Origin of the sequence: Neisseria sp. CP9 (assembly GCF_047758525.1) — a bacterium.
Classification (GTDB): domain Bacteria; phylum Pseudomonadota; class Gammaproteobacteria; order Burkholderiales; family Neisseriaceae; genus Neisseria.
On the sequence record NZ_CP180502.1, the window covers coordinates 1,859,268 to 1,881,402 of the forward strand.

20 protein-coding genes and 1 pseudogene are annotated in these 22,135 nt (G+C 53.2%); 10 read left to right on the plus strand and 11 right to left on the minus strand.

What is annotated here, in order from left to right; translation table 11 throughout:
* Positions 1-77: 77 nt before the first annotated feature.
* A pseudogene (locus ACMYUL_RS08895) lies at positions 78-188 on the minus strand (IS5/IS1182 family transposase); the annotation flags it as partial.
* Between the two features lie 70 nt (positions 189-258).
* Between ACMYUL_RS08895 and pmbA the strand changes: the two are divergent.
* The 7 genes from pmbA (at position 259) to accD (ending at position 5,870) form a co-directional block, all read left to right on the plus strand.
* The gene (gene pmbA, locus ACMYUL_RS08900; RefSeq protein WP_342031046.1) at positions 259-1,590 is read left to right on the plus strand and encodes a metalloprotease PmbA; all 1,332 of its coding nucleotides are present in this window, start codon (positions 259-261) and stop codon (positions 1,588-1,590) included.
* Between the two features lie 214 nt (positions 1,591-1,804).
* Entirely contained in the window at positions 1,805-2,074 is a 270-nt protein-coding gene (gene rpsO, locus ACMYUL_RS08905) for a 30S ribosomal protein S15 (protein ID WP_003679932.1), read from the plus strand.
* A gap of 142 nt (positions 2,075-2,216) precedes the next feature.
* Positions 2,217-2,618, plus strand: a complete 402-nt coding sequence (locus ACMYUL_RS08910; protein WP_342031045.1) for an ankyrin repeat domain-containing protein — start codon at positions 2,217-2,219, stop codon at positions 2,616-2,618.
* Positions 2,619-2,692: 74 nt separating this feature from the next.
* Positions 2,693-3,226: a glutathione peroxidase gene (locus tag ACMYUL_RS08915; protein ID WP_415770058.1), complete on the plus strand. Its 534-nt coding sequence runs from the start codon at positions 2,693-2,695 to the stop codon at positions 3,224-3,226.
* A 241-nt stretch (positions 3,227-3,467) separates the two neighbouring features.
* Complete coding sequence (locus ACMYUL_RS08920; protein WP_342031043.1) at positions 3,468-3,938, plus strand: FxsA family protein; 471 nt, start codon at positions 3,468-3,470, stop codon at positions 3,936-3,938.
* Positions 3,939-4,149: 211 nt separating this feature from the next.
* Positions 4,150-4,935, plus strand: coding sequence for a tryptophan synthase subunit alpha (gene trpA / locus ACMYUL_RS08925; RefSeq protein WP_070440935.1), 786 nt, complete (start codon positions 4,150-4,152; stop codon positions 4,933-4,935).
* A gap of 59 nt (positions 4,936-4,994) precedes the next feature.
* Positions 4,995-5,870 (plus strand): acetyl-CoA carboxylase, carboxyltransferase subunit beta, encoded by an 876-nt coding sequence (accD, locus tag ACMYUL_RS08930; protein WP_342031042.1) that lies wholly within the window; start codon positions 4,995-4,997, stop codon positions 5,868-5,870.
* A 318-nt stretch (positions 5,871-6,188) separates the two neighbouring features.
* Here accD and ACMYUL_RS08935 read toward each other — a convergent pair whose 3' ends face one another.
* From ACMYUL_RS08935 to ACMYUL_RS08950, 4 genes are all read right to left on the minus strand, one after another.
* Entirely contained in the window at positions 6,189-8,033 is a 1,845-nt protein-coding gene (locus ACMYUL_RS08935) for a lytic transglycosylase domain-containing protein (protein ID WP_342031041.1), read from the minus strand.
* A gap of 172 nt (positions 8,034-8,205) precedes the next feature.
* The gene (locus ACMYUL_RS08940) at positions 8,206-8,766 is read right to left on the minus strand and encodes an adenine phosphoribosyltransferase (RefSeq protein ID WP_039855310.1); all 561 of its coding nucleotides are present in this window, start codon (positions 8,764-8,766) and stop codon (positions 8,206-8,208) included.
* Between the two features lie 224 nt (positions 8,767-8,990).
* The gene (rbsK, locus tag ACMYUL_RS08945) at positions 8,991-9,893 is read right to left on the minus strand and encodes a ribokinase (protein ID WP_342031040.1); all 903 of its coding nucleotides are present in this window, start codon (positions 9,891-9,893) and stop codon (positions 8,991-8,993) included.
* A gap of 242 nt (positions 9,894-10,135) precedes the next feature.
* Positions 10,136-10,990 carry a carbon-nitrogen hydrolase family protein gene (locus ACMYUL_RS08950; RefSeq protein ID WP_342031039.1) on the minus strand — a complete coding sequence of 285 codons (855 nt, stop codon included), beginning with the start codon at positions 10,988-10,990 and terminating at the stop codon, positions 10,136-10,138.
* A gap of 676 nt (positions 10,991-11,666) precedes the next feature.
* Here ACMYUL_RS08950 and ACMYUL_RS08955 point away from each other — a divergent pair.
* On the plus strand, positions 11,667-11,825 hold the full coding sequence (locus tag ACMYUL_RS08955; protein WP_003744611.1) for a DUF1328 domain-containing protein: 159 nt from the start codon (positions 11,667-11,669) through the stop codon (positions 11,823-11,825).
* Positions 11,826-11,929: 104 nt separating this feature from the next.
* Here ACMYUL_RS08955 and gcvP read toward each other — a convergent pair whose 3' ends face one another.
* Both gcvP and ACMYUL_RS08965 read right to left on the minus strand, forming a co-directional pair.
* Positions 11,930-14,782, minus strand: coding sequence for an aminomethyl-transferring glycine dehydrogenase (gene gcvP, locus ACMYUL_RS08960; protein WP_415770063.1), 2,853 nt, complete (start codon positions 14,780-14,782; stop codon positions 11,930-11,932).
* Positions 14,783-14,923: 141 nt separating this feature from the next.
* Positions 14,924-15,703 (minus strand): FadR/GntR family transcriptional regulator, encoded by a 780-nt coding sequence (locus ACMYUL_RS08965; protein WP_342031037.1) that lies wholly within the window; start codon positions 15,701-15,703, stop codon positions 14,924-14,926.
* 396 nt (positions 15,704-16,099) lie between these two features.
* Here ACMYUL_RS08965 and ACMYUL_RS08970 point away from each other — a divergent pair, with 396 nt between their 5' ends.
* Together ACMYUL_RS08970 and ACMYUL_RS08975 are read left to right on the plus strand one after the other, a co-directional pair.
* Positions 16,100-17,743, plus strand: a complete 1,644-nt coding sequence (locus ACMYUL_RS08970; RefSeq protein WP_415770066.1) for a lactate permease LctP family transporter — start codon at positions 16,100-16,102, stop codon at positions 17,741-17,743.
* Between the two features lie 448 nt (positions 17,744-18,191).
* Positions 18,192-19,199 (plus strand): IS5 family transposase, encoded by a 1,008-nt coding sequence (locus ACMYUL_RS08975; protein ID WP_415770068.1) that lies wholly within the window; start codon positions 18,192-18,194, stop codon positions 19,197-19,199.
* Between the two features lie 176 nt (positions 19,200-19,375).
* Here ACMYUL_RS08975 and ACMYUL_RS08980 read toward each other — a convergent pair whose 3' ends face one another.
* The 4 genes from ACMYUL_RS08980 to lptE all read right to left on the minus strand — a co-directional run bounded on the left by ACMYUL_RS08980 (position 19,376) and on the right by lptE (position 22,121).
* The gene (locus ACMYUL_RS08980) at positions 19,376-19,900 is read right to left on the minus strand and encodes an RDD family protein (RefSeq protein WP_415770070.1); all 525 of its coding nucleotides are present in this window, start codon (positions 19,898-19,900) and stop codon (positions 19,376-19,378) included.
* Positions 19,901-19,997: 97 nt separating this feature from the next.
* Positions 19,998-20,417, minus strand: coding sequence for a hypothetical protein (locus ACMYUL_RS08985; protein WP_009311100.1), 420 nt, complete (start codon positions 20,415-20,417; stop codon positions 19,998-20,000).
* 223 nt (positions 20,418-20,640) lie between these two features.
* Positions 20,641-21,642 carry a DNA polymerase III subunit delta gene (gene holA, locus ACMYUL_RS08990; RefSeq protein WP_101810272.1) on the minus strand — a complete coding sequence of 334 codons (1,002 nt, stop codon included), beginning with the start codon at positions 21,640-21,642 and terminating at the stop codon, positions 20,641-20,643.
* Positions 21,642-22,121, minus strand: coding sequence for an LPS assembly lipoprotein LptE (gene lptE, locus ACMYUL_RS08995; protein ID WP_415770073.1), 480 nt, complete (start codon positions 22,119-22,121; stop codon positions 21,642-21,644). Before lptE ends, holA begins: the two co-directional genes overlap by 1 nt.
* Between the last annotated feature and the right edge of the window lie 14 nt (positions 22,122-22,135).

The window sequence follows — 22,135 nt, forward strand, 5'->3', positions numbered from 1 at the left end:
GTTTCGGGTATTTTAGCACGTTCGGGCAGGTTTCACGTCAACGCCCTGTTGAAACGGCGTTTTCAGACGATCTTTTATAGTGGATTAAATTTAAACCAGTACGGCGTTGCCTCGCCTTGCCGTACTATTTGTACTGTCTGCGGCTTCGTCGCCTTGTCCTGATTTAAATTTAATCCACTATATCTTCTGTGGCGGTATTTTTGCCGAGGTCGTCTGAAAACGGTTAAAATGCCGCAAACCTCTGTCAGGAAACCTTTTATGCTGTTTAACCACACCGCCTCCGAGCTGACCGGCTTATGCGGACACGCCTTGGATTTGGCAAAAAACATGGGCGCGGCGGCTGCCGAAGCCGACTTTAGCGAATCCATCGGACAAAGCGTCAGCGTACGGCTGGGCGAAATCGAACAAATCGAATTCCAGCAAGACAAATCGTTGGATATTACCGTGTACGTCGGCAAACGCAAAGGACGTGCCAGCACCGCCGACTTCTCCGAAAAAGCCCTGCAAGACACCGTCAAAGCCGCCATCGACATCGCCCGCTACACTGCCGAAGACGATTGCGCAGGTCTGGCAGATGCTTCGCTTATGGCGCAACACGTCGGCGAACTCGACCGTTACCACGAATGGGATTTAAGCACGGAAGCCGCCATCGAGTTGGCAAAACAATGCGAACAAGCCGCCCTGAGCGCGGATGAACGCATCGAAAATTCCGAAGGCGCAGGCGTTCAGACCGGACATTACCAATACGTTTACGGCAACACCCACGGCTTCACCGCCCACCAACAAGGCACGCGCCACAGCATTTCGTGCAGCATCGTCGCCGCCGACGAAAACGGTATGCAGCGCGACTACTGGTACGACGCAGCCTGCCGCCATCAAGACATGGACAGCCCCGAGCAAATCGGCAAAACCGCCGCCGAGCGCACCTTGCGTCGTCTGAACAGCCGCAGCATCCCGACAGGCAGCTATCCCGTCCTCTTCGATACCACCGTCGCAGGCGGCCTTATCGGACACCTCGTCGGCGCACTCAGCGGCGGCGCGCTCTACCGCCAAAGCAGTTTCCTGATTGACAGCATAGGCAGAAAAGTCCTGCCCGACTTCCTCAGCCTGCGCGAAGAACCGCACATTCCCCGCGCCTTCGGCAGCACTTATTTCGACTCCGAAGGCGTCGCCACGCAGCCGCGTTTCGTTATCCGCGACGGCATCGTCGAAGGTTATTTCCTCAGCAGTTACAGCGCAAGAAAACTCGGTATGCAGACCACGGGCAACGCCGGCGGCGCACACAACCTTTATTTGAACCATACGCACGAAACGCAGTCCGACCTGCTGAAAGAAATGGGCACGGGATTGTTGGTTACCGAACTGATGGGTCAGGGCGTGAACACCATCACGGGCGACTATTCGCGCGGCGCGGCGGGTTTTTGGGTGGAAAACGGCATCATCAGCCACCCCGTCCAAGAAATCACCATCGCCGGCCGCTTGCAGGATATGTACCTTGGCATCGTCGGCACTGCCAACGACGCGCTGCGCCGCTCTTCCAACAAAATCGGTTCGGTGCTGATTGAGAGTATGACCGTGGCGGGGGAGTAGTTTCTAGGGCGGCAAGGTCGTCTGAAAACCACAGTCTTGATAAAACAAAGCCTGAAGGCGGGATTTAATCGTGCAAAACCGTCCAAATTGTGGCATAATCCGCCCGTCTTTACAAAAAGACTTCAGGAGTTTGAACGGGTTTCCTGCTCGTCAAACTTGTCCGAACCCGAGTTTTAACAAATGACGGTTCTTTTATTTTTCGGAGTTATCCATCATGGCATTGACCGTAGAACAAAAAGCACAAATTGTTAAAGATTTCCAACGTAAAGAAGGCGATACCGGTTCTTCTGAAGTACAAGTCGCTCTGTTGACTTTCCGTATCAACGACCTGACTCCCCACTTCAAAGCCAACCCTAAAGACCACCACAGCCGTCGCGGCCTGTTGAAAATGGTCAGCCAACGTCGCCGTCTGTTGTCTTACTTGCGCCGTACTCAACCTGATACATACCGCACCCTGATCACCCGCTTGGGTCTGCGCAAATAATTGCTGCTTTACCGGACACCGCTTGCGAAAGCGGTGTTTTTTCATATGGGTTGACGATAAATTATAAAAACAATAGCGCAGGTTTATCGGGGTCGTCTGAAAACATATCCGTGTCTCAAACAACATCGTTTCAGGATAAATAATGAATCAAAATCTGACCAACCTGTTCGCCAAATATCAAAATAACTTGGCTTTCTCCTCGCATCCCCGTATTGCTTCCGTGCATGATGTGGGTACTATGGATGAAACCTTGCTGAATTTGGCAGTCATCAATCAAGCTCGCGAAGATGTTCTATTGCTGATTCAACATGGCGCGGATGTCAACAAACAGGGCGAAATGGGTTTTACGCCCATCCAAAACGCCTGTTTCAACGGCAATGTGGCGATACTTGAAATACTTTTGGCAAACGGTGCCAACCCGAACATCAAAAATGAATTGGGCAATCAAGCAGAAGATTTTGTCACTGACGAGCGGCATGGAAAAAAGAAAGCAAAAGAAATGATGGCATTGTTGAAATACTATAAAAATCATCACTCAAAATGAAACATACGGATCAAAATTTCAGCCGGTGTTTGCCCGACTCGATTTGTTTTCTCTAACTTTTTTGAACAAATAACATGAATATTTACGACTTCACATTAAACGATGCGCAGGGCAATCCGGTTTCCCTGAGTGTTTACCGAGGAAAGGTGCTGCTGATTGTTAACACCGCGACGCGCTGCGGATTGACGCCGCAATATACGGCATTGCAGCAGCTTTATGAACGTTACAGCGGGCAAGGTTTGGAGATATTGGATTTCCCTTGCAACCAATTTCGCGGACAGACGCCGGAGAGCAGTCGGGAAATTGCTTCCGTCTGTCAGACAAAATTTGGTACAGCGTTCAAAATTTTTGAAAAAATCGACGTAAACGGCGCATCCGCATCGCCGCTTTATGCGTATTTAAAAGCGCAACAGCCGCAGGATAGGGGCGGGCATATGTTGAAAGAAGCGGTGTTGCGGTTGGCGGCATGGGGCAGCAAGCATCAGGCAAGCGATATCCGCTGGAACTTCACCAAATTCCTGATTAATCGGCAAGGCGAAGTGACGGCACGGTTTGCGCCCAGCATGACGCCGGAAGAAATCGAAAACGATATCAAGAAGTTGCTATGAGCGTGTATGCCGTTTCAGACGACCTCGTCTGAAAAAATGTGCCGAAACCTTACGGTTTTTCACATTCGCCCGCCTTGAAAGTAGGGCGCATTATCTTTATGTTAAGGGAAGCCGATTGTTTGGCAAGAACAAAATGTCGGTTGGTTATATCTAATAAGATTCAATAAGATATATTGAAATTGCGACTAATACGTGTCGGCTTGCGCGGCATGAAGCGGGTTTGGAATTTAAAGGATCAGAAATGCAGTATTTCGGTGTGGGTTTCTTAATATTATTGTTTTTGGAAATTATGTCCATCGTTTGGGTGGCAGATTGGTTGGGTGGCGGATTCACTTTCCTGCTGATGATTGCCAGCTTTATCGGCGGCACGATGATGCTGCGCCATACTGGGCTGTCCGGCATTTTGCTGGCGGGTGCGGCCATCCGCAGCGGGGACAATATTTCCATGTATCAGATGTTGTGGCCGATACGTTATACCGTCGCCGGGATTTTACTGCTCAGTCCGGGTTTTGTGTCCACCATTATCGCCTTGCTGCTGCTTTTGCCGATTAAAGGTCGGCCTGTGGCCCAAATGAATACGCAGTCATTCCGTCAGCAAACCTTTACGCACCGTGGTGAAGATGACGGCGATATCATCGAAGGCGAATATACGGTAACCCGCGCCGATCCTCAAGCCAAACACCAAGAATATATCGAACACAAACGCGATTAAAGGGTGGAAAATCGGCATGGCGGCAGCAGTCTGACTGCCCGGTTTTGGAAAGGTCGTCTGAAAAGATTTTCAGACGACCTTTTATCTATATGAAAAAATGACTGAAAATGTCATGCAGTTTCGCCCGAAACAGACAGTCAATGCTATACTTGCCAACTTATTGTCGATGAAAACCGGCTTGAAACAGCCGTTATGGAAACGAGAAATCAAGATGAGCAGAATCCAGCAAACCTTTGCCGCGCTTGACGGCGCAAAAGCCCTGATTCCCTATATCACCGTAGGCGATCCCAATCTCGACACCACGCTTGCGCTGATGCACAGTTTGGTTGAAAACGGCGCCGACATCCTCGAATTGGGCGTTCCTTTTTCCGACCCGATGGCGGACGGCCCGACCATCCAGCGCGCCGCCGAGCGCGCGTTGGCAAACAAAGTTTCCCTCAACGACGTATTGAATATCGTGCGCCGCTTCCGCGAAACAAACGGCAATACGCCCGTCGTCCTGATGGGTTATCTGAATCCGATTCACAAAATAGGTTATCAGGCATTTGCCCAAGCAGCGGCTGAAGCCGGCGTGGACGGCGTGCTGACCGTCGATTCTCCTGTTGAAACCATCACCCCGCTGCACGATGCACTCAAAGCGCGCGGCATCGACTGCATTTTCCTGATTGCCCCGACCACGACCGAAGAGCGCATTCAAACCATCGCCCGCGTTGCAGGCGGCTTTGTCTATTACGTTTCGCTCAAAGGCGTTACCGGCGCGGCAAGTTTGGATACCGAAGAAGTTTCGCGTAAAATAGAGCTTTTGCGCAAGTATATCGACATCCCGATCGGCGTCGGTTTCGGCATCAGCAATGCCGAAAGCGCGCGCAAAATCGGCGCCGTTGCCGATGCCGTCATCGTCGGCAGCCGCATCGTCAAAGAAATTGAAAATAACGCAGGCCGCGAAGCAGAAGCCGTCGGCGCGTTGGTAAAAGAATTAAAAGACGCAATCCGTTAAGGCCTTTTCCGAAAACACACGCAAAGGTCGTCTGAATCCCGAATTCTAAGGAGTCATCCATGAGTTGGTTAGACAAAATCCTACCGCCTAAAATCAAAAACCGCAGCAAAAGCGAAGGCTCGTCCAACGTTCCCGAAGGCCTGTGGCACAAATGCCCTTCCTGCTCGGCAACCATCTACTCGACCGAACTTCAGCAAAACGACCAAGTTTGCCCGAAATGTAACCACCACAACCCGCTTTCCGCGCGCGAACGCCTCAATTTGCTTTTGGACGAGGAAGGCCGCGAAGAAATCGCCGCCAATATCAAACCGACCGACCCGCTGAAATTCAAAGACAGCAAAAAATACCCCGAACGCTTGGCCGCCGCGCGCAAAGCCACCGGCGAAGATGATGCGTTGGTCGTGATGAAAGGCTTTATGAATGGCCTGCCCGTCGTGATTGCCGCCTTCGAATTCCGCTTTATCGGCGGCTCTATGGGTTCTGTCGTTGGCGAACGTTTCGTCCAAGGCGTGCGCCGCGCCGTAGCCGATAACTGCTCTTTCATCTGCGTTGCCGCATCGGGCGGTGCGCGTATGCAGGAAGGAGTCAACTCATTGATGCAAATGACCAAAACCAGTGCGGCATTGCATCTTCTGACTGAAAAACACCTGCCGTTCATCTCCGTCCTGACCGACCCGACCATGGGCGGCGTATCCGCCAGTTTCGCCTTCCTCGGCGATGTCGTGCTTGCCGAACCCAACGCCCTTATCGGCTTTGCCGGCCCTCGCGTTATTGAACAAACCGTCCGCGAAACCTTACCCGAAGGCTTCCAACGCGCAGAATTCCTGCTGGAAAAAGGCGCTATCGACCAAATCGTCGACCGCCGCAACATGAAACAGCGCATCAGCGACCTGATTACCCTGCTGCGCCGCCAAGATAAAGTCAACGCTGCTTAAACCGAGAAGGTTTGAAATAACAAAAGGTCGTCTGAAAATTGATTTTTCGGTTTTCAGACGACCTTTTTGTGATGTGTTCCCGCTAAGTGGCTGAGTGCTTGATACACGGCAGCAAGTAACAGTGAAGGATTGGGGCAGGGCAATGCAACCAACCCATTGCCAAGAATGCGAGCGGGCGATGAAGATTTAAGCTTTCGATTTGCAGTTTTCACCAGCATCCATACTAAAAAGGTCGTCTGAAAACACATTTTCAGACGACCTTTTTCAAGTTTGGCTTCCGTATCTATCAAACAATCTGGTCAGATACAGCCGCGCCAATCAATAACGACCCGGAACGGTTCCCATACGCTGTTTTAACGAAGTTTGCGGTTCGTTGAACAGGGATGCGTAGTAGGTCGCGTTGGTCATGACTTTTTTGACGTAGTCGCGGGTTTCGGTGAAGGGGATGGTTTCGGCGTAAATCGCGCCTTCCAGAGGCGTAGAAGCCTGCCAGTTGCGGGCACGGCCGGGGCCGGCGTTGTAGCCTGCGGTTGCCATCACTTCGTTGTTTTGCAGGCGGCGTTTGGCATCTGCCATGTACCATGTACCCATACGGATGTTTCCGTCCATGGTGTAGAGTTCGCTGCTGCTCATACCGATTTTGCCGGCGATTTCGCGGGCGGTGGCGGGCATAACCTGCATCAGGCCTTGCGCGCCGACGCTGGATTGTGCGCCCATGACGAAGCGGCTTTCTTGGCGGATCAGGCCGTAAACCCAAGCGGGATCAATGCCTGCTTGTGAGGCGTAGCGGACGGTGGTCTCTTTAAACGGAGAGAGGTAGCGCAGGTTGTAGTTGAGTTTGCGCTCTGTACGGTCGGCGCTGTTGATCGCCATGTCGTAGAACTGGTTCTCAAAGGCGACTTGCGCGGCGGTCAGGAGGTTGTCCTCGTTGAAATCGCGGGTGGCAAAACGCCATTCAGCCTGCGCTTGACGGCGCATTTTGGCATCGTTGCTGCTTTGGCTGTTTTTAAACAGAACCAGCGCGCGTTTGATGGCGCCGTCGTCTGCCATGCGGCGGACGTCTTTTTTATCGGCATCGGAGACGTTGTTTTTGGTGTTGACGCGGCGGCCGAGTTCTTCGCCTGCTAAGACGGCGTAGAAATTGCGTCCGCTTGCGGCGGCTTTTTCGTACATGTCTTTAGCGCGGCTTTGGTTGCCTTGTGCGGCGTAGCTGCGACCCAGCCAGTATTGCCAAGTCGGGTCTTTTTGCAGGTTGTCGGGCATTTGTTGGATGATGCCGGACAATTCGTTCCAGCGTTGCAGACGCAGGGAGGCGCGGGCGTACCATTCGAATTGTTCGTCGGTCAGTTGTTTGCGGTCGGAAACGCGGCCGTAGTAGCTCAACGCGGTCTGCATGTTTTGATTTTGCGCTTGGTGGAGTCCCAATACGCCCCATGCGAAGCTGCTTTGTTCGCGGCTTAAGCCGGATTCCATGCCGGACAGCGTGGAGGCTGCGGAAGAAGATTTGCGCGCGTCTTTGCCGATGATGTTCAAAAGGCTGTATTCGCGCGAACCTTGCGTACCGCCTTCAAACGGGCTGCCCAATGCGGCTGCCAAGCTGCGTGCGTCGCTGGTTTGGCTGTTGCTCAACAATCCGCGTACGCGGCGCCATGCGTCGTTGCTGTTCAGACGACCTGCCGATGCCGCACTTTCAACCAAGCGGGTACAGCCCGCGGGCAGTTTATTGGTAACGCGCACAAGCTCTGCCGCCATGTTGTAGCTGCCGCTGCTCAGCTCGGCATAACATTGCACTTCCTGCACCCGACCCGCTGCATTCAGCTTTTTGTTTTCTTGGCGGAACGTATCCCATTGTCCGCGCGCGCCGAGGCTTTTGAGCCATTCGTTGCGGACGTTTTCAGCCATCGCGCTGTCGCCCGCCTGCGCCAAGAATTGTTGCACCCACATATCGTCGCCGCGTTTGGCAGCGTCCAGCGCGCCTTGATATTGACCGTAATCGGACAATACTTTGGATTCGCCTTCCGCGCGACGGGCGGGGATGGAGGCGGGTTCGGTCAGGGAAGAGGCAGGCTCTTTGGATGAGGTGTCGTTTTCAGAGACGCACGCCGACAAGACGGCTGCGGCAATCAGGCTGAGCGAGAGGGAAAATATGCGTTGTGCGTTCATTACTTGCCGTATCTTTATTAGAATCAATTAGAACCGCATTTTAAACGATTTGGCGGCATTATCCGAATCTGAAACCGATATTTACATTAACCGCGTAATCAAGGACAACAAAAAGGTCGTCTGAAAAAGCAGGATGGCTGTTTCAGACGACCTTTGGCGCATGGGACAAAGTTTACATGCAGCCTTCGTTTTGCAGTAGGGTAAACAGGGGAACGCCGTTTTCGCGGATTTTGCTGCCGCCGATTAAGTCCGTAAATTCCAAAATCGCCGCTGCTTCAACGACTTCGCCGCCAAGTTTGCGGATTAGTTCCACGCCAGCCAGCATGGTGCCGCCGGTTGCGACCAAGTCATCGACCAGCAGCACCCGCGCACCGGGTTTGACCGCATCTTTGTGGATTTCGACCGTTGCTTCGCCGTACTCCAGCGCGTAGCTTTGCGAAATCGTATCAAAAGGCAGCTTGCCTTTTTTGCGGATGGGGACGAAGCCGACGTTCAACTGATACGCCAACGCCGCGCCGATGATGAAGCCGCGTGCGTCCAAGCCTGCCACGACATCGATTTTCTGACCCATATAGCGATAGACCAGCAAGTCCACCAAAAGGCGGAAATATTCCGCGCTTTGAAGCACCGGTGTAATGTCGTGAAATAAAATGCCTTTTTGCGGCCAGTTTTCGATTTTGCGGATTTTGTCCGCCAATTCGGCGACGCCCATCGCCTCAGGATGAACCAACATTTTGCGTGTTCCCAAATGAAAAGTTTTTAACACGATATTGTAGCCGTCAGACGGCCGGTTGCCAAATCCATCGGGGTGGTTTAACCATTCCCCGAAGCGTTCATGACATGGCGTGCGACACGGTAATGCGGCTCAATCATCTTTAAGATTAATAAAGGTCGTCTGAAATGCCGGAAGATGGGTTTCAGACGACCTTTTGACTGTTTGATAACGTGAATATGGATTTATTGGTGCGCAGCGAGGAATTGTTCCAATTCTTCTTTGAAAGGCATCCCGTTTTGCGCGCCGTCTTGGGTAATGGAAAGCGCGGCGGCAGCACATGCCTTGCGGACGGCGGTTTCGATGCCTTGATTCCAGAAGACGGACAACGCGCCGTTGAATGCGTCGCTGGCGCCGGTAGTGTCGGCGGCGTCCACTTTAAAGCTGGAAACATAACGCAAACTGTCTTTACCGTCTTTATAAACTGCGCCTTTGTCGCCCATGGTCATCAGGACGGGGCAGGGGGCTTTTAGAATCAGCTCTTCGGGATTCAAGTCTTGAGACAGACCGAGGCAGTCGGCAAGTTCGTAGCGGTTGGGGGTCAGAAGGGTGACCAATTCCCATAATTCCGAAGGCAGGAATTGGGCGGGAGCCGGGTTGAGGATAAAGGGCTTGCCGTATTTCTTCGCCAATTTTGCGGCGGCGATGACGCAGTCCATCGGAATTTCGAGCTGGCTCAAAACCACATCGGCGGAGGCGATTTGCTGCTCGGCGTTTTCGATGTCGGCAACCGTCAGTCCCATATTGGCTCCAGCGATAACGATGATGGCGTTTTCATCGTCGGCAACGGTAATGTTTGCCATGCCGCTGGGTAGGCCGGTGAGGGTTTGGATGTGTTCGGTAAAGATGCCTTCGCGGCAGAGGTTGGTGGTCATTTCATAGCCGAAATCGTCATCGCCGACCGCGCCGACTATACAGACGTCTGCCCCCAAACGTGCCGCTGCAATCGCTTGGTTTGCGCCCTTGCCGCCCATGAAGCGGTGAAACGAGCTTCCCAGTAATGTTTCACCCGCTCTGGGAAATTTTGAAGCGCGGGTAACTAAATCCATATTAATACTGCCGATAACGACAATTTTAGCTTGGAGCATCCTTGATATCCCTTTTATGAAATGCAATAGACCGTTTGAAACGGTCTTATTTTGTCTGCTGTCCCCAAATATCAATCATAGTTTGAAATAATGGACAAGATAGTCTGAAATTGTACCTGCTAATATTATAAATGCAAAATTAATTGTCAATTTCATATTACTTTGGATTAATTTTGTTGCGATAAAATCAACATATCATAGGATTTAAGGCGGAAATGACGGTGCTTGGGGAGGAATTGTTTTTATTTTAATAATCTGTGTTGCAACGCTGGCAGTCTAGTGCGCACGCTTTGCAGCCTTGTGCCGTCCAAATCGGCAATGACAATACCTTCGCCTTCGGGCAATACACCCAAGATTTCGCCCCACGGGTCGATAATCATACTATGGCCGAATGTGCGCCTGCCGCTTTCGTGCTCGCCGCCTTGCGCCGAAGCGATGACGTAGCATTGGTTTTCCACTGCGCGGGCGCGCAGCAGCAATTCCCAATGCGCTTTGCCTGTCGTGTAAGTGAAGGCTGCGGGCAGCAGCAAAACGTCAAACGGCTGCTGGGCGCGGAAAAACTCGGGAAAGCGCAAGTCGTAGCACACGCCTGCGGCAAGCGGCACGCCGTCGGCAGCCAATTTCGGCACATCGCCGCCCGCGCTGATGGTGTCCGCTTCGGCATAGCGTTCGCCCAGGCCTGAGAAACCGAACAGGTGCATTTTGTGGTACAGCCCGATTTGCGTGCCGTCGCGGTCGTACACCAACATCGTGTTCATAACCTTGCCTTCGTCTGGGCTTTGCAGCGGAATCGTGCCGCCAAACAGCACCACGCCGCATTCCGCCGCCGTTTCGCTCAAGGTCGTCTGAAAACGAGCGTAGCGAGTTTCGCCAAAACGAGCGCAGCGGGTTTCGCTAAAATTACCGCCGACTAAAGGCTCGGCAAAAGCCAGTTTGTCGGTATCCTTGCGCCCCATCAGCGGCCAGTATTCGGGCAGCAACACCCAGTCCGCCCCTTGCTCGGCTGCTTGGTGCACAAGGCGTTTCATGGTTTCGATGTTGACATCGGGATTGGTGGAAGAAATCATTTGCACGGCGGCGGCGCGGATGTTTTGCATGGCGGGTTTCCTGTCGGGTCGTCTGAAAAGGGTAAGAGATGGTTGGTTTTATAGTGGATTAAATTTAAATCAGGACAAGGCGACGAAGCCGCAGACAGTACAGATAGTACGGAACCGATTCACTTGGTGCTTCAGCACCTTAGAGAATCGTTCTCTTTGAGCTAAGGCGAGGTAACGCCGTACTGGTTTAAAGTTAATCCACTATATAACGAAATCGTTTCAAAAAAACAATCAATAAGGAAAGCAGTGTTTCAGACGACCTTTTAATTTTCTGAGCCGTTTTTGTGATGATTTGAACGGCAGGTTTGGCATTACTTTATATAAATATATTATTTTTTATTTTTTGTTGATTTTAAAAAAGAATTTTTTAAATGCTAATAAATCGATAAAATATAAATGTTTTCAAAACTTAACGTCTGTATATAAGCTGTTGATTCTTTGTTTGGTTATTTCATAATTGGGCTGATTTCTTGAAAATTTGTATTGCTACGGTTTGCTAAGTAAGAAGTTATCAGATAAGGTTGTACTACAAGCGGTTACATCCGTGAGTATGAAATTAATCAATAAGATAGTTGATTAAGTAATTAAAACTGTTAAATCCCACAAAAAACGGACAGGTTATCCTCAACCGTTTGCACATCAAACCGTTTGCACACTAAACAGAAAGGAAAAAACCATGCTTCATTATGCAGTTGTTTTCTTTGTCATCGCCATTATTGCAGCCGTACTGGGCTTTGGTGGTATTGCAGGCAGCGCGGCAGGTATCGCTAAAATCCTGTTTGTCGGTTTCCTGATTTTGTCAGTGTTGTCCCTGATTTTTGGCAAGAAAAAATAAAACTGACAAACAGATTAGGTTGCAAACACGCTACCTTCTGAATGAACGTTTTTTAAAACAAAGGTCGTCTGAAATTTTCAGACGACCTTTCTTCATATCAAGCCTTAATCTTCATACGCTTCCGTCGGCGGGCAGGAGCAGACCAGATTCCGGTCGCCGTACACGTCGTCCACGCGTTTGACGCTCGGCCAGAATTTGTTTTCGCGCACGAAAGGCAGCGGGAAGACGGCTTCTTCGCGGGAGTACGGATGCGCCCATTCGCCGGTTACGTCGGCGGCGGTGTGCGGGGCGTTGACCAGCGGGTTGTCGTCTTTCGGCCATTCGCCGCTCTCGACTTTCAGCACTTCCTGTTTGATTTGTTTCAGGGCGGCGATGAAGCGGTCGAGTTCGGCTTTGCTCTCGCTTTCGGTCGGCTCGATCATCAGCGTGCCGGCAACGGGGAAGGAGACGGTCGGGGCGTGGAAGCCGTAGTCCATCAGGCGTTTGGCGATATCGGTTTCGGTGATGCCGCTTTCGGCTTTGAGCGGGCGCAAATCGACGATGCATTCGTGCGCGACGCGGCCGTTTTTGCCTGTGTAGAGAACGGGATAGTCTTCGCTCAGGCGTTTGGCGACGTAGTTGGCGTTGAGCAATGCCCAGCGCGTTGCCTGTTCCATGCCTTGTTTGCCCATCATGGTCAGGTACATCCAGGTAATCGGCAGGATGGACGCGGAACCGAAGGCGGCGGAGGAAACGGCGGTTTGCCCGGCACTTGCGCTGTGCGTGTCGGTCAAGGTATGGCCTGGGGCAAACGGGGCGAGGTGGGCTTTCAGACCGATGGGACCCATGCCCGGGCCGCCGCCGCCGTGGGGGATGCAGAAGGTTTTGTGCAGGTTCATGTGCAACACGTCCGCGCCGACTTCGGCGGGCTGCATGATGCCGATTTGGGCGTTGAGGTTGGCGCCGTCCATGTAAACTTGTCCGCCGTTTTCATGGACGATGCGGCAGATGTCGCGGATGCCTTCTTCGTACACGCCGTGGGTGGACGGGTAGGTAATCATGATGGCGGACAAGGTGTCTCGGTATTGTTCGGCTTTGGCTTTCAAATCGTCGATGTTGACGTTGCCGTGTTCGTCGGTATCAACGACGACGACTTTCAAACCGAGCATGGCGGCGGTGGCGGGGTTGGTGCCGTGGGCGGACTTGGGAATCAGGCAGATGTTGCGGTGCGCTTCGCCTCGGGCTTCCTGATAGCGGCGGATGGCGAGCATACCGCTGTATTCGCCCTGCGCGCCGGAGTTGGGCTGAAAGGAAATCGCGTCAAAGCCGGTGATGGCTTTCAGGCTGTTTTCCATGTCGGTCAGGAGTTCGCGGTAGCCTGCGGTTTGGGCTTCGGGGGCGTAGGGGTGGATGTCGGAGAACTCCGCCCAAGTAATCGGCAGCATTTCGGCGGTGGCGTTGAGCTTCATGGTGCAGCTGCCCAGCGAAATCATGCTGCGGTTCATCGCCAAGTCGCGGTCTTCGAGTTTTTTCAGGTAGCGCAGCATTTCGTGTTCGGTGTGGTAACGGTTGAACACGGGATGTTGCAAGATATTGTCTTGGCGCAGGAATTCGGTTTTCAGACGACCTTTGACGTCGTCTGAAAGCGTGAAAGTGTTGTTGCCCGTGAAGGCGTAGTACAACACGGCAAGGTCTTCGCGCACGGATGTTTCGTGGAAGGCTGCGGCGATTCGGGTGTCGCTGACGCGGCGCAGGTTGTAGCCCAGTTCCAAAGCGGTTTGGAACGCTTTGTCCGCTTTTTCTTTGCTGCCGAAATCGACGGTAACGGTATCGAAGAAGACTTCGTGAACCACTTTGAGGCCGTCTGAAACCAGCGCGTCGGCAAAGGTGGAAGCCAGCGCGTGAATGCGGTTGGCGATATGTTTCACGCCTTCGGGGCCGTGATAAACGACGTACATGCCCGCCAAGTTCGCCAGCAATGCCTGCGCGGTACAAATATTGGACGTGGCTTTTTCGCGGCGGATATGTTGCTCGCGGGTCGACAACGCCATGCGCAGCGCGGGTTTGCCCGATGCGTCTTTGGATACGCCGATGATGCGGCCCGGGGCGGAGCGTTTGAACTCGTCTTTAAACGCGAAATAAGCGGCGTGCGGCCCGCCGAAGCCCATCGGTACGCCGAAGCGTTGGGTGTTGCCCAACGCAATATCTGCGCCCAACTCGGCAGGCGATTTCAGCAAGACCAAGCTCATGATGTCGGCAGCAACGGCAACAATCGTGCCTTTGGTTTTCAGACGACCTATAACATCCTGCAAGTCTTGTACGTCGCCGTCTTTGCCGACGTATTGGAACAGCGCGCCGAAGTATTCGCCTTCATCCGCCTTGGCAAAATCGCCGACCACCAGCTCGAAGCCGAAATATTTGGCGCGGGTTTTCATCACGTCCAAAGTCTGCGGATAGACGCGCTCGTCCACGAAGAAACGCTCGGATTTCACCTTGCCCACGCGGTGCGCCATCGCCATCGCTTCGGCGGCGGCGGTCGCTTCGTCCAGCAAAGACGCGCCCGCCACGGGGAAACCGGTCAAATCGATGCACACCTGCTGGAAGTTCAACAACGCTTCCAAACGCCCCTGCGCGATTTCCGCCTGATACGGCGTGTAGGCGGTGTACCAGCCTGGATTTTCCAATACGTTGCGCAAAATCACGTTCGGCACACGGGTCGGATAATAGCCCAAGCCGATATAGGATTTGTTGATCACGTTTTTCGCCGCAATGGCTTTCAGCTTCGACAAAGCGTCCGCCTCGGTCAGGGCTTCGGGCAGGTCGAGTTCGGACGGCATACGGATGCTTTGCGGCACGGTGTTGCCGACAAAATCGTCCATGCTCTTCTCGCCGAGCGCTTCCAAAAGCGCAGCCTCGTCACCGAAACTCAAATGACGCGCGGCAAATTCGTTGGGGTTGAACAGTTCGGATAGTTTCATTTCTACTCCTTCGGTGTTGTAGGAATCTGCCGCGAAGGCAGGTGTTTTGTGTTTCAGACGACCTTACAGCTATGGGCGGATAATCGGACTTTGGTTTGCGTACTATGTCTACGACGTAGCAAGGGAACGGCGGGCAGGGTGTTATTTCCAGTCCTGTACCCGCTTCAAGTCGTTCTGCGCCAAGGTGTCGGCGTGTTCGTTGCGGCTTTTGTATTCCCTGTTTTGTAAGATGCTGTTGGCGACGTAGTTTAAATGTATTTTGGCTGCTTCAGCGGCATCGGCAGGGCGGCGTTCGAGTATGGCTTCGTAGATGGCGCGGTGTTGGGCAATCAGCTTGGGGCGCGGGTCTTCGGTTTGGTTGAAGTAGATGATGCTGCTGCGCGTCTGGCGGTAGAGCATTTTGAGCAGGCCGCCGGAGAGGTGGCTGAAGAGGATGTTGTGTGCGGCGTCGGCGATGGTTTGGTGAAAGCTCACGTCGGCTTCGCTTTGATGTTCCAGATTGCCGCTCTCGCAGGCGGATTCGAATTTTTGCCGCCAAAAATCAATCCGTTTCAAATCGGCATCGGTGCGCCTCTCGGCAGCCAGCGATGCCATGCAGCCTTCGATGTGGCAGCTGAAATCGAAAACGTCGGTTTCCCAGTTGGTATGTTTGCCGAGCAATTCTTGCCAGCTTTGGAGGAAATCCTGCTGCGGTTTGACGGAAACGTAATAGCCGTCGCCCTGACGCGCTTCCAAAACCTGCCGCGCAATCAGGATATTCAGCGCGACCCTGACCGACGGGCGCGATACGCCGAATTCTTCCGCGAGCGTGCGTTCGGGCGGGATTTTGCCGCCTTCTTCGTAAACGCCCGTCGCAATCCTCTCTTCTAATATCGACAATATTTGGTCGCTGATTTTTTGTGGCCGAACCAGTTTTGTCATTGTAATTCCCTCTTTTCCCTCATATTTTCTCTATGAAGAAGACTCAAATCCGATAATGTGGTGTGGCAGGTCGTCTGAAATGGCAACCTGCGTCAAAATTGGCATGACCAAATTGGCATGACCAATGTCGCCGTATTCTAATTACCGCCCCGTATCCCGTCAATATGGACGGTTCTACCCGAATGTGTTTCAAAATTACATCAGGCTACATTTTTACACTTCGTATAATGATTTGTTTTATTTAAAATTAAACAACGATTTTGCGCCGACGCAGCAAGGTCGTCTGAAAAAATAATTGACCGCCATATTAAAGTTTCGTAAAGTGTCCTCCGTTCTCAAAATTGGTTTTACCAATTTAAGAAAATATATTAGAAAAATATTCGGAGATTTTTCCCTATGGAAACTTGGATTCAAAACTATACCGCAGTGGGCGGCAGCCTGTATTTGACGGCAGCCGTCGCCCTCCTGCCCATTATCTTTTTCTTTGTCGCACTGACCATCCTGAAGCTCAAGGGTTATCAGGCGGGGCTTTATACGCTGCTGATTGCGCTTGGCGTTGCCATATTAGGCTTCGGAATGCCTGCGGGCATGGCGGTTTCTTCCGCGCTGTACGGCTTTGCTTACGGTTTGTGGCCGATTGCATGGATTATCGTTACTGCCGTGTTCCTGTATAAAATTACCGTGAAAACAGGGCAGTTCGACATCATCCGCGCTTCCGTGATTTCGATTACCGAAGACCAACGCCTGCAAATGCTGCTGGTCGGCTTCTCTTTCGGCGCATTCCTCGAAGGCGCGGCAGGCTTCGGCGCGCCGGTGGCGATTACCGCCTCTTTGTTGGTGGGCCTGGGCTTTAATCCGCTCTATGCCGCCGGTTTGTGTTTGATTGCCAATACTGCGCCCGTGGCTTTCGGCGCGATGGGCATTCCAATCCTGGTTGCTGGTCAAGTGTCCAACCTCGACCCTTACCATATCGGTCAGGTCGCCGGCCGCCAACTGCCGATCCTGTCGATTATCGTTCCTTTCTGGTTGGTCGCCATGATGGACGGCATGCGCGGCATACGCCAAACTTGGCCTGCCGTATTGGTGGCGGGCGTATCTTTCGCCACTACCCAGTTCATTACCGCCAACTTCATCGGCCCGGAATTGCCCGACGTGACCTCCGCATTGGTCAGCCTGGTCTGCCTGTCTGCCTTCCTGAAAAAATGGCAGCCTAAAGAAATCTTCACCTTCAACGGCATGAAAAAACCGTCCGAGCGCAAAGCGGGCGAATACACTGCCGGACAAATCATCAAAGCCTGGTCTCCTTTCGCCATCCTGACCGTTTTCGTCAGCGTGTGGACGATTAAGGGCGTTAAAGAGGCTTTGGGCGTTGCCACCATCAAATTCGACTGGCCGATGCTGCACAACTTGGTACAAAAAGCCGCGCCCATCGTCAGCGAACCGACACCATACGCCGCCGTGTTCAAAATCGACCTCCTCGGCGCAGTCGGCACGGCAATCCTGTTTGCTTCCATCGTTTCCGCCGTTTTGCTGAAAATGAAACCTTCCGACGCCGTCAGCACTTTCTTTGAAACGCTCAAAGAACTGCGCCTGTCCATCCTGTCTATCGGCTTGGTACTCGGCTTCGCATTCGTGGCAAACTATTCAGGCCTGTCGTCCACATTGGCACTCGTCCTCGCCGCTACCGGCACCGTGTTCCCGTTCTTCTCGCCGTTCCTCGGCTGGCTGGGCGTATTCCTGACCGGTTCGGACACTTCCGCCAACGCGCTCTTCGGCTCGCTGCAAGCCAGCACCGCGCATCAAATCAACGTCGTACCCGAACTGACCGTCGCAGCCAACACCACCGGCGGCGTAACCGGCAAAATGATTTCGCCGCAATCCATCGCCATCGCCTGCGCGGCAGTCGGTCTGGAAGGCAAAGAATCCAACCTGTTCCGCTTCACCGTGAAACACAGCTTGATTTTCTGTACCTTCGTCGGTCTGCTGACCCTGCTGCAAGCTTATGTCTTGCCGTGGACGCTGGTTTTCTTCAACAAATAAGCCAACCGGCTTGAAATAAAAGGTCGTCTGAAATCCAATTTGGGTTTCAGACGACCTTTTTGTCGTTGTGGGCGTGATCAGGTTCGCCGTCATTTCTGTTTCGTTTAAACAAAAGGAGAGGGGGTAAACCGAAGATGGTTTAAGTTGGGTTTCAAATATAGTGGATTAACTTTAAACCAGTACGGCGTTGTCTCGCCTTAGCTCAAAGCGAACGATTCTCTAAGGTGCTGAAGCACCAAGTGAATCGGTTCCGTACTATCTGTACTGTCTGCGGCTTCGTCGCCTTGTCCTGATTTAAAGTTAATCCACTATAAGAACGACGGCGGATAAAAAGGTCGTCTGAAAACGGCAAGGGCTTGCATCGTTTTCAGACGACCTTTTATCTGAGACCTTTGCAAAATTCCCCAAAATCCCCTAAATTCCCATCAAGACATTTAGGGGATTTTCCATGAGCACCTTCTTCCAGCAAACCGCACAAGCCATGATTGCCAAACACATCGACCGCTTCCCACTATTGAAGTTGGATCAGGTGATTGATTGGCAGCCGATCGAGCAGTACCTGAATCGTCAAAGAACCCGTTACCTTAGAGACCACCGTGGCCGTCCCGCCTATCCCCTGTTGTCCATGTTCAAAGCCGTCCTGCTCGGACAATGGCACAGCCTCTCCGATCCCGAACTCGAACACAGCCTCATCACCCGCATCGATTTCAACCTGTTTTGCCGTTTTGACGAACTGAGTATCCCCGATTACAGCACCTTATGCCGCTACCGCAACTGGCTGGCGCAAGACGACACCCTGTCCGAATTGCTGGAACTGATTAACCGCCAACTGACCGAAAAAGGCCTAAAAATAGAGAAAGCATCCGCCGCCGTCATTGACGCCACCATTATTCAAACTGCCGGCAGCAAACAGCGTCAGGCTATAGAAGTCGATGAAGAAGGACAAGTCAGCGGACAAACCACACCGAGTAAGGACAGCGATGCCCGTTGGACAAAGAAAAACGGCTTATACAGACTCGGTTACAAACAACATACCCGCACCGATGAGGAAGGCTATATCGAGAAACTGCACATCACCCCCGCCAATACCCATAAGTGCAACCACCTGTCGCCTTTGCTGGAAGGTATAGCCGAAGGCACGACCGTCTATGCCGACAAAGGCTACGACAGTACGGAAAACCGGCAACATCTGAAAGAACATCAGTTGCTGGACGGCATTATGCGCAAAGCCCACCGCAACCGTCCGCTGACGGAAGCACAAACCAAACGCAACCGATATTTGTCGAAGACCCGTTATGTGGTGGAACAAAGCTTTGGTACGCTGCACCGTAAATTCCGCTATGCCCGGGCAGCCTATTTTGGTCTGCTCAAAGTGAGTGCGCAAAGCCATCTGAAGGCGATGTGTTTGAACCTGTTGAAAGCGGCTAACAGGCTAAGTGTGTCTGTTGCTGCCTAAAAGGTGGCCCAGATGCCTGATTATCGGGTATCCGGGGGGGATTAAGGGGATATTTGGGTAAAATTAGGAGTGATTTGGGGGAGAGAAATAGACGAAAACCTGTGTTTGGGTTTCGGCTGTCGGGGGAAGGGCTTTTTTGCAAAGGTCTCTATCTGTGTGGCGAAACAGTAGAACAATCAGCTTTCGGATGCTTCCTGTTTCAAATCGACCAATCGCGTTCCCGCCAAGAAATCGTATAAAAACTGCCTGTCGGGGTTCAGCAGGGCGAAGCCCCACGGCAGGATGAGCCAGATAAGGGCGGCACCGAAGGCGGGCATGGGCGGGACGGCGAGCAGGTGGCGCAGGCCGGCGTAGGCGAGCAGGGGGATAAAGACGACGAAGATACACGACCAAATAAAGCGGATGCGCAGTTGCGACAATGGCGGCAGCGTGCCGTTTCTGCCGTGCAGCCCGATTTTCCACGTCTGCATGGCGAGGGTGCGGCCGGTTTTCGTCCAGTTGGTTTTGAAGTAGAGCCACCAGCTTCCTACAAAGATAACGCAGGTAACCAAGCTGGAAAGGAGCTGGGAGACGGGGTTGAGGAAAATCGCGGCGATGCCGGCAAGGAGGGCGGCGATGGCGGTCACGGCGCCGGTCAGCAGCAATTCGTACATCAGGGCGGCAAGGCGGCGTTTGACGGGGGCGGGGGGAAGGGCGGTCATGGCGTTCTGCTCGGTAAAAAGGTCGTCTGAAAAACGGAATACTTGGTTCGGGCGAAACCGCCGCATCCGTTTTCAGACGACCTTTGTGTGGGAGGAATCAGCGGTGGGGACGTTTTTGTCCGCGCGCCTGCTGGGCTGCCATTTGGTTCATTTCCTGACGGGTCGGGCGTTTTTTGAACATGGCGTGCGCTTCGTCGGCTGAACATTTTTGCGACAGACAGACCAACGTTATCGCGTCTTTTTGGTGTTGGCCGCCGCTGTGGTACATACGGCGCAGGTTGGCTTCGTTGATGCGGCCTTTTTCGGGGTCGATGTCGAATTTTTTCAGACGTTCGAGAAACTGGCGCTGCTGGCGGCGCGAAGTCCAGACAAAGCCGCCGGCGGCTGCGGCGACGATGATGACGGCGAGCAGGATGGCGAGCGGCCACGAATCGACGATTAAGACGATGAGCAGGCTTAAAACGGCGGTGGTCAGCACAAGCAGGCCGCCGATGCGGAGTTTGGTTTGGTTGTCCATGAAGTTGCAGTTCCTTGTAAGGGTGGGAGGTCGTCTGAAAAAAGGTTTGCAGCAGATAGGCAGGATTTCAGACGACCTCAAATATCATAACTTTATGTTTAACGGTATTTTACAGTATTTTTGCCGTTTGGGCGCGTACAGAAGCGATGCGGCATACAAACTTTCACGCTTTTTGCACAGGCGCGCCCTTGCCGCGAAAAGCGCCTACCCATGCCCGATGAAATCAGACTGCCAGCCCCGTCACCAACTGCTTAAATTCCGTCCACGCGTCGCCGTCTTCTGCGCCTTTGATGATGCGGTCGATTTTGGCGCAGGTTTTGAGGGCTTCGATCAGGCGGACGGCGGGAATGCGTTTGACGGCAATCGGCGCGAGGGTTTGTTTGTCGCCCCACAGGCGCAGGCTGTTGCGGACAGATTGTACGCTTTGCCCTTGTTTGAGCGCGGCGGTCAGGCGGATGAGGGTGCGGATGTCTTCGGCAACCGCCCACAGCAGCAAGACGGGTTCTTCGCCTTCTTCTTCGAGTCCGTCCAAAAGGCGGGCGACGCGCAGGGCATCGCCTTTCATCCATGCGCCGGAAAGCTGGAACACGTCGAAACGGGCGACGTTGGCGACGGCGGCTTCGGCATCGGCGATGTTGACGGTATGGTTTTGCGGGTGCAGCAGGGCGAGTTTGTCGATTTCTTGGCGGGCGGCGAGCAGGTTGCCTTCGACGCGTTCGGCAAACAGGGCGAGCGCGTCGGGTTCGATGTCGAGTCCGACCTTTTTCAGACGACCCTTTATCCACTGCGGCAGGGCTTGCGCGCTAATGGCTTTGGCTTCGAGTACCGTGCCTTTGGCGGCGAGCGCGGTGAACCATTTTGCCTGCGTTTGGGCTTTTTCGAGCTTGGGCAGCAGAATCAGGGTGACGGTGTCTTCGGGCAGGCGTTCGGCGAAGGTTTGCAGCGCGTCGCCGCCGTTTTTGCCGGGCTTGCCGTTCGGAATGTGGATTTCCAAAAGTTTCAAATCAGCGAAAAGCCCCGCACTGCCTGCGCTTTGCAGCAGTTCGTCCCAGTCGGCGCCGTTGTCCGCGGTAAAGACTTCGCGGTTGAGGTAGCCTTGTTTTTTGGCGGCGGCGCGCAGGGTGTCGAGGGCTTCGATGCGCAACAGGTCTTCTTCACCGTGAATGATGTACAGCGGCGAAAGCGGCATATCCGCGCTGACCTGTTCGATATTCATGACCGCCATCAATACGCTTTCAGGAACGTCAGGCGGCGGACGATTTGGTCGGCGGCGTCGGCGCGCATTTCCGCCCAGATGGTTTCGCTTTCTTCCTGTTTGCCCAACACTTCGCTGTCGTTGTAATCCATCGTGCGGTTGACGAGGATGGTCATCGGTTCGCCCACAGGCTCGCCGTTGCGCATGGATTGGGCTTCGACGCGCAGGGTCAGCAGGTATTCGTTGACCAGCGCGGCGCGGGTGATGGTGTAGATGTCCTGACGGGTTTCAATGTTCTTGATGTGCAAAGTCATTTGCGCTTCGGCGGCGGAAACGGGTTTGCCGTCGGCGCGGCGCAGGGCGTTTTCCAAAGCCTTTTGCATGACGGAGGCGTTTTGGATGTGCCAAGCGGGATACGGCAGCGTGCGTGCGGTGTCGCCCATGCCTTTGAGGTGGAAGCCGCAGGCGGACAGAAGCAACACGGCGGCGGTCATCAGGATTTTATTCATTTCATTCTTTCTGT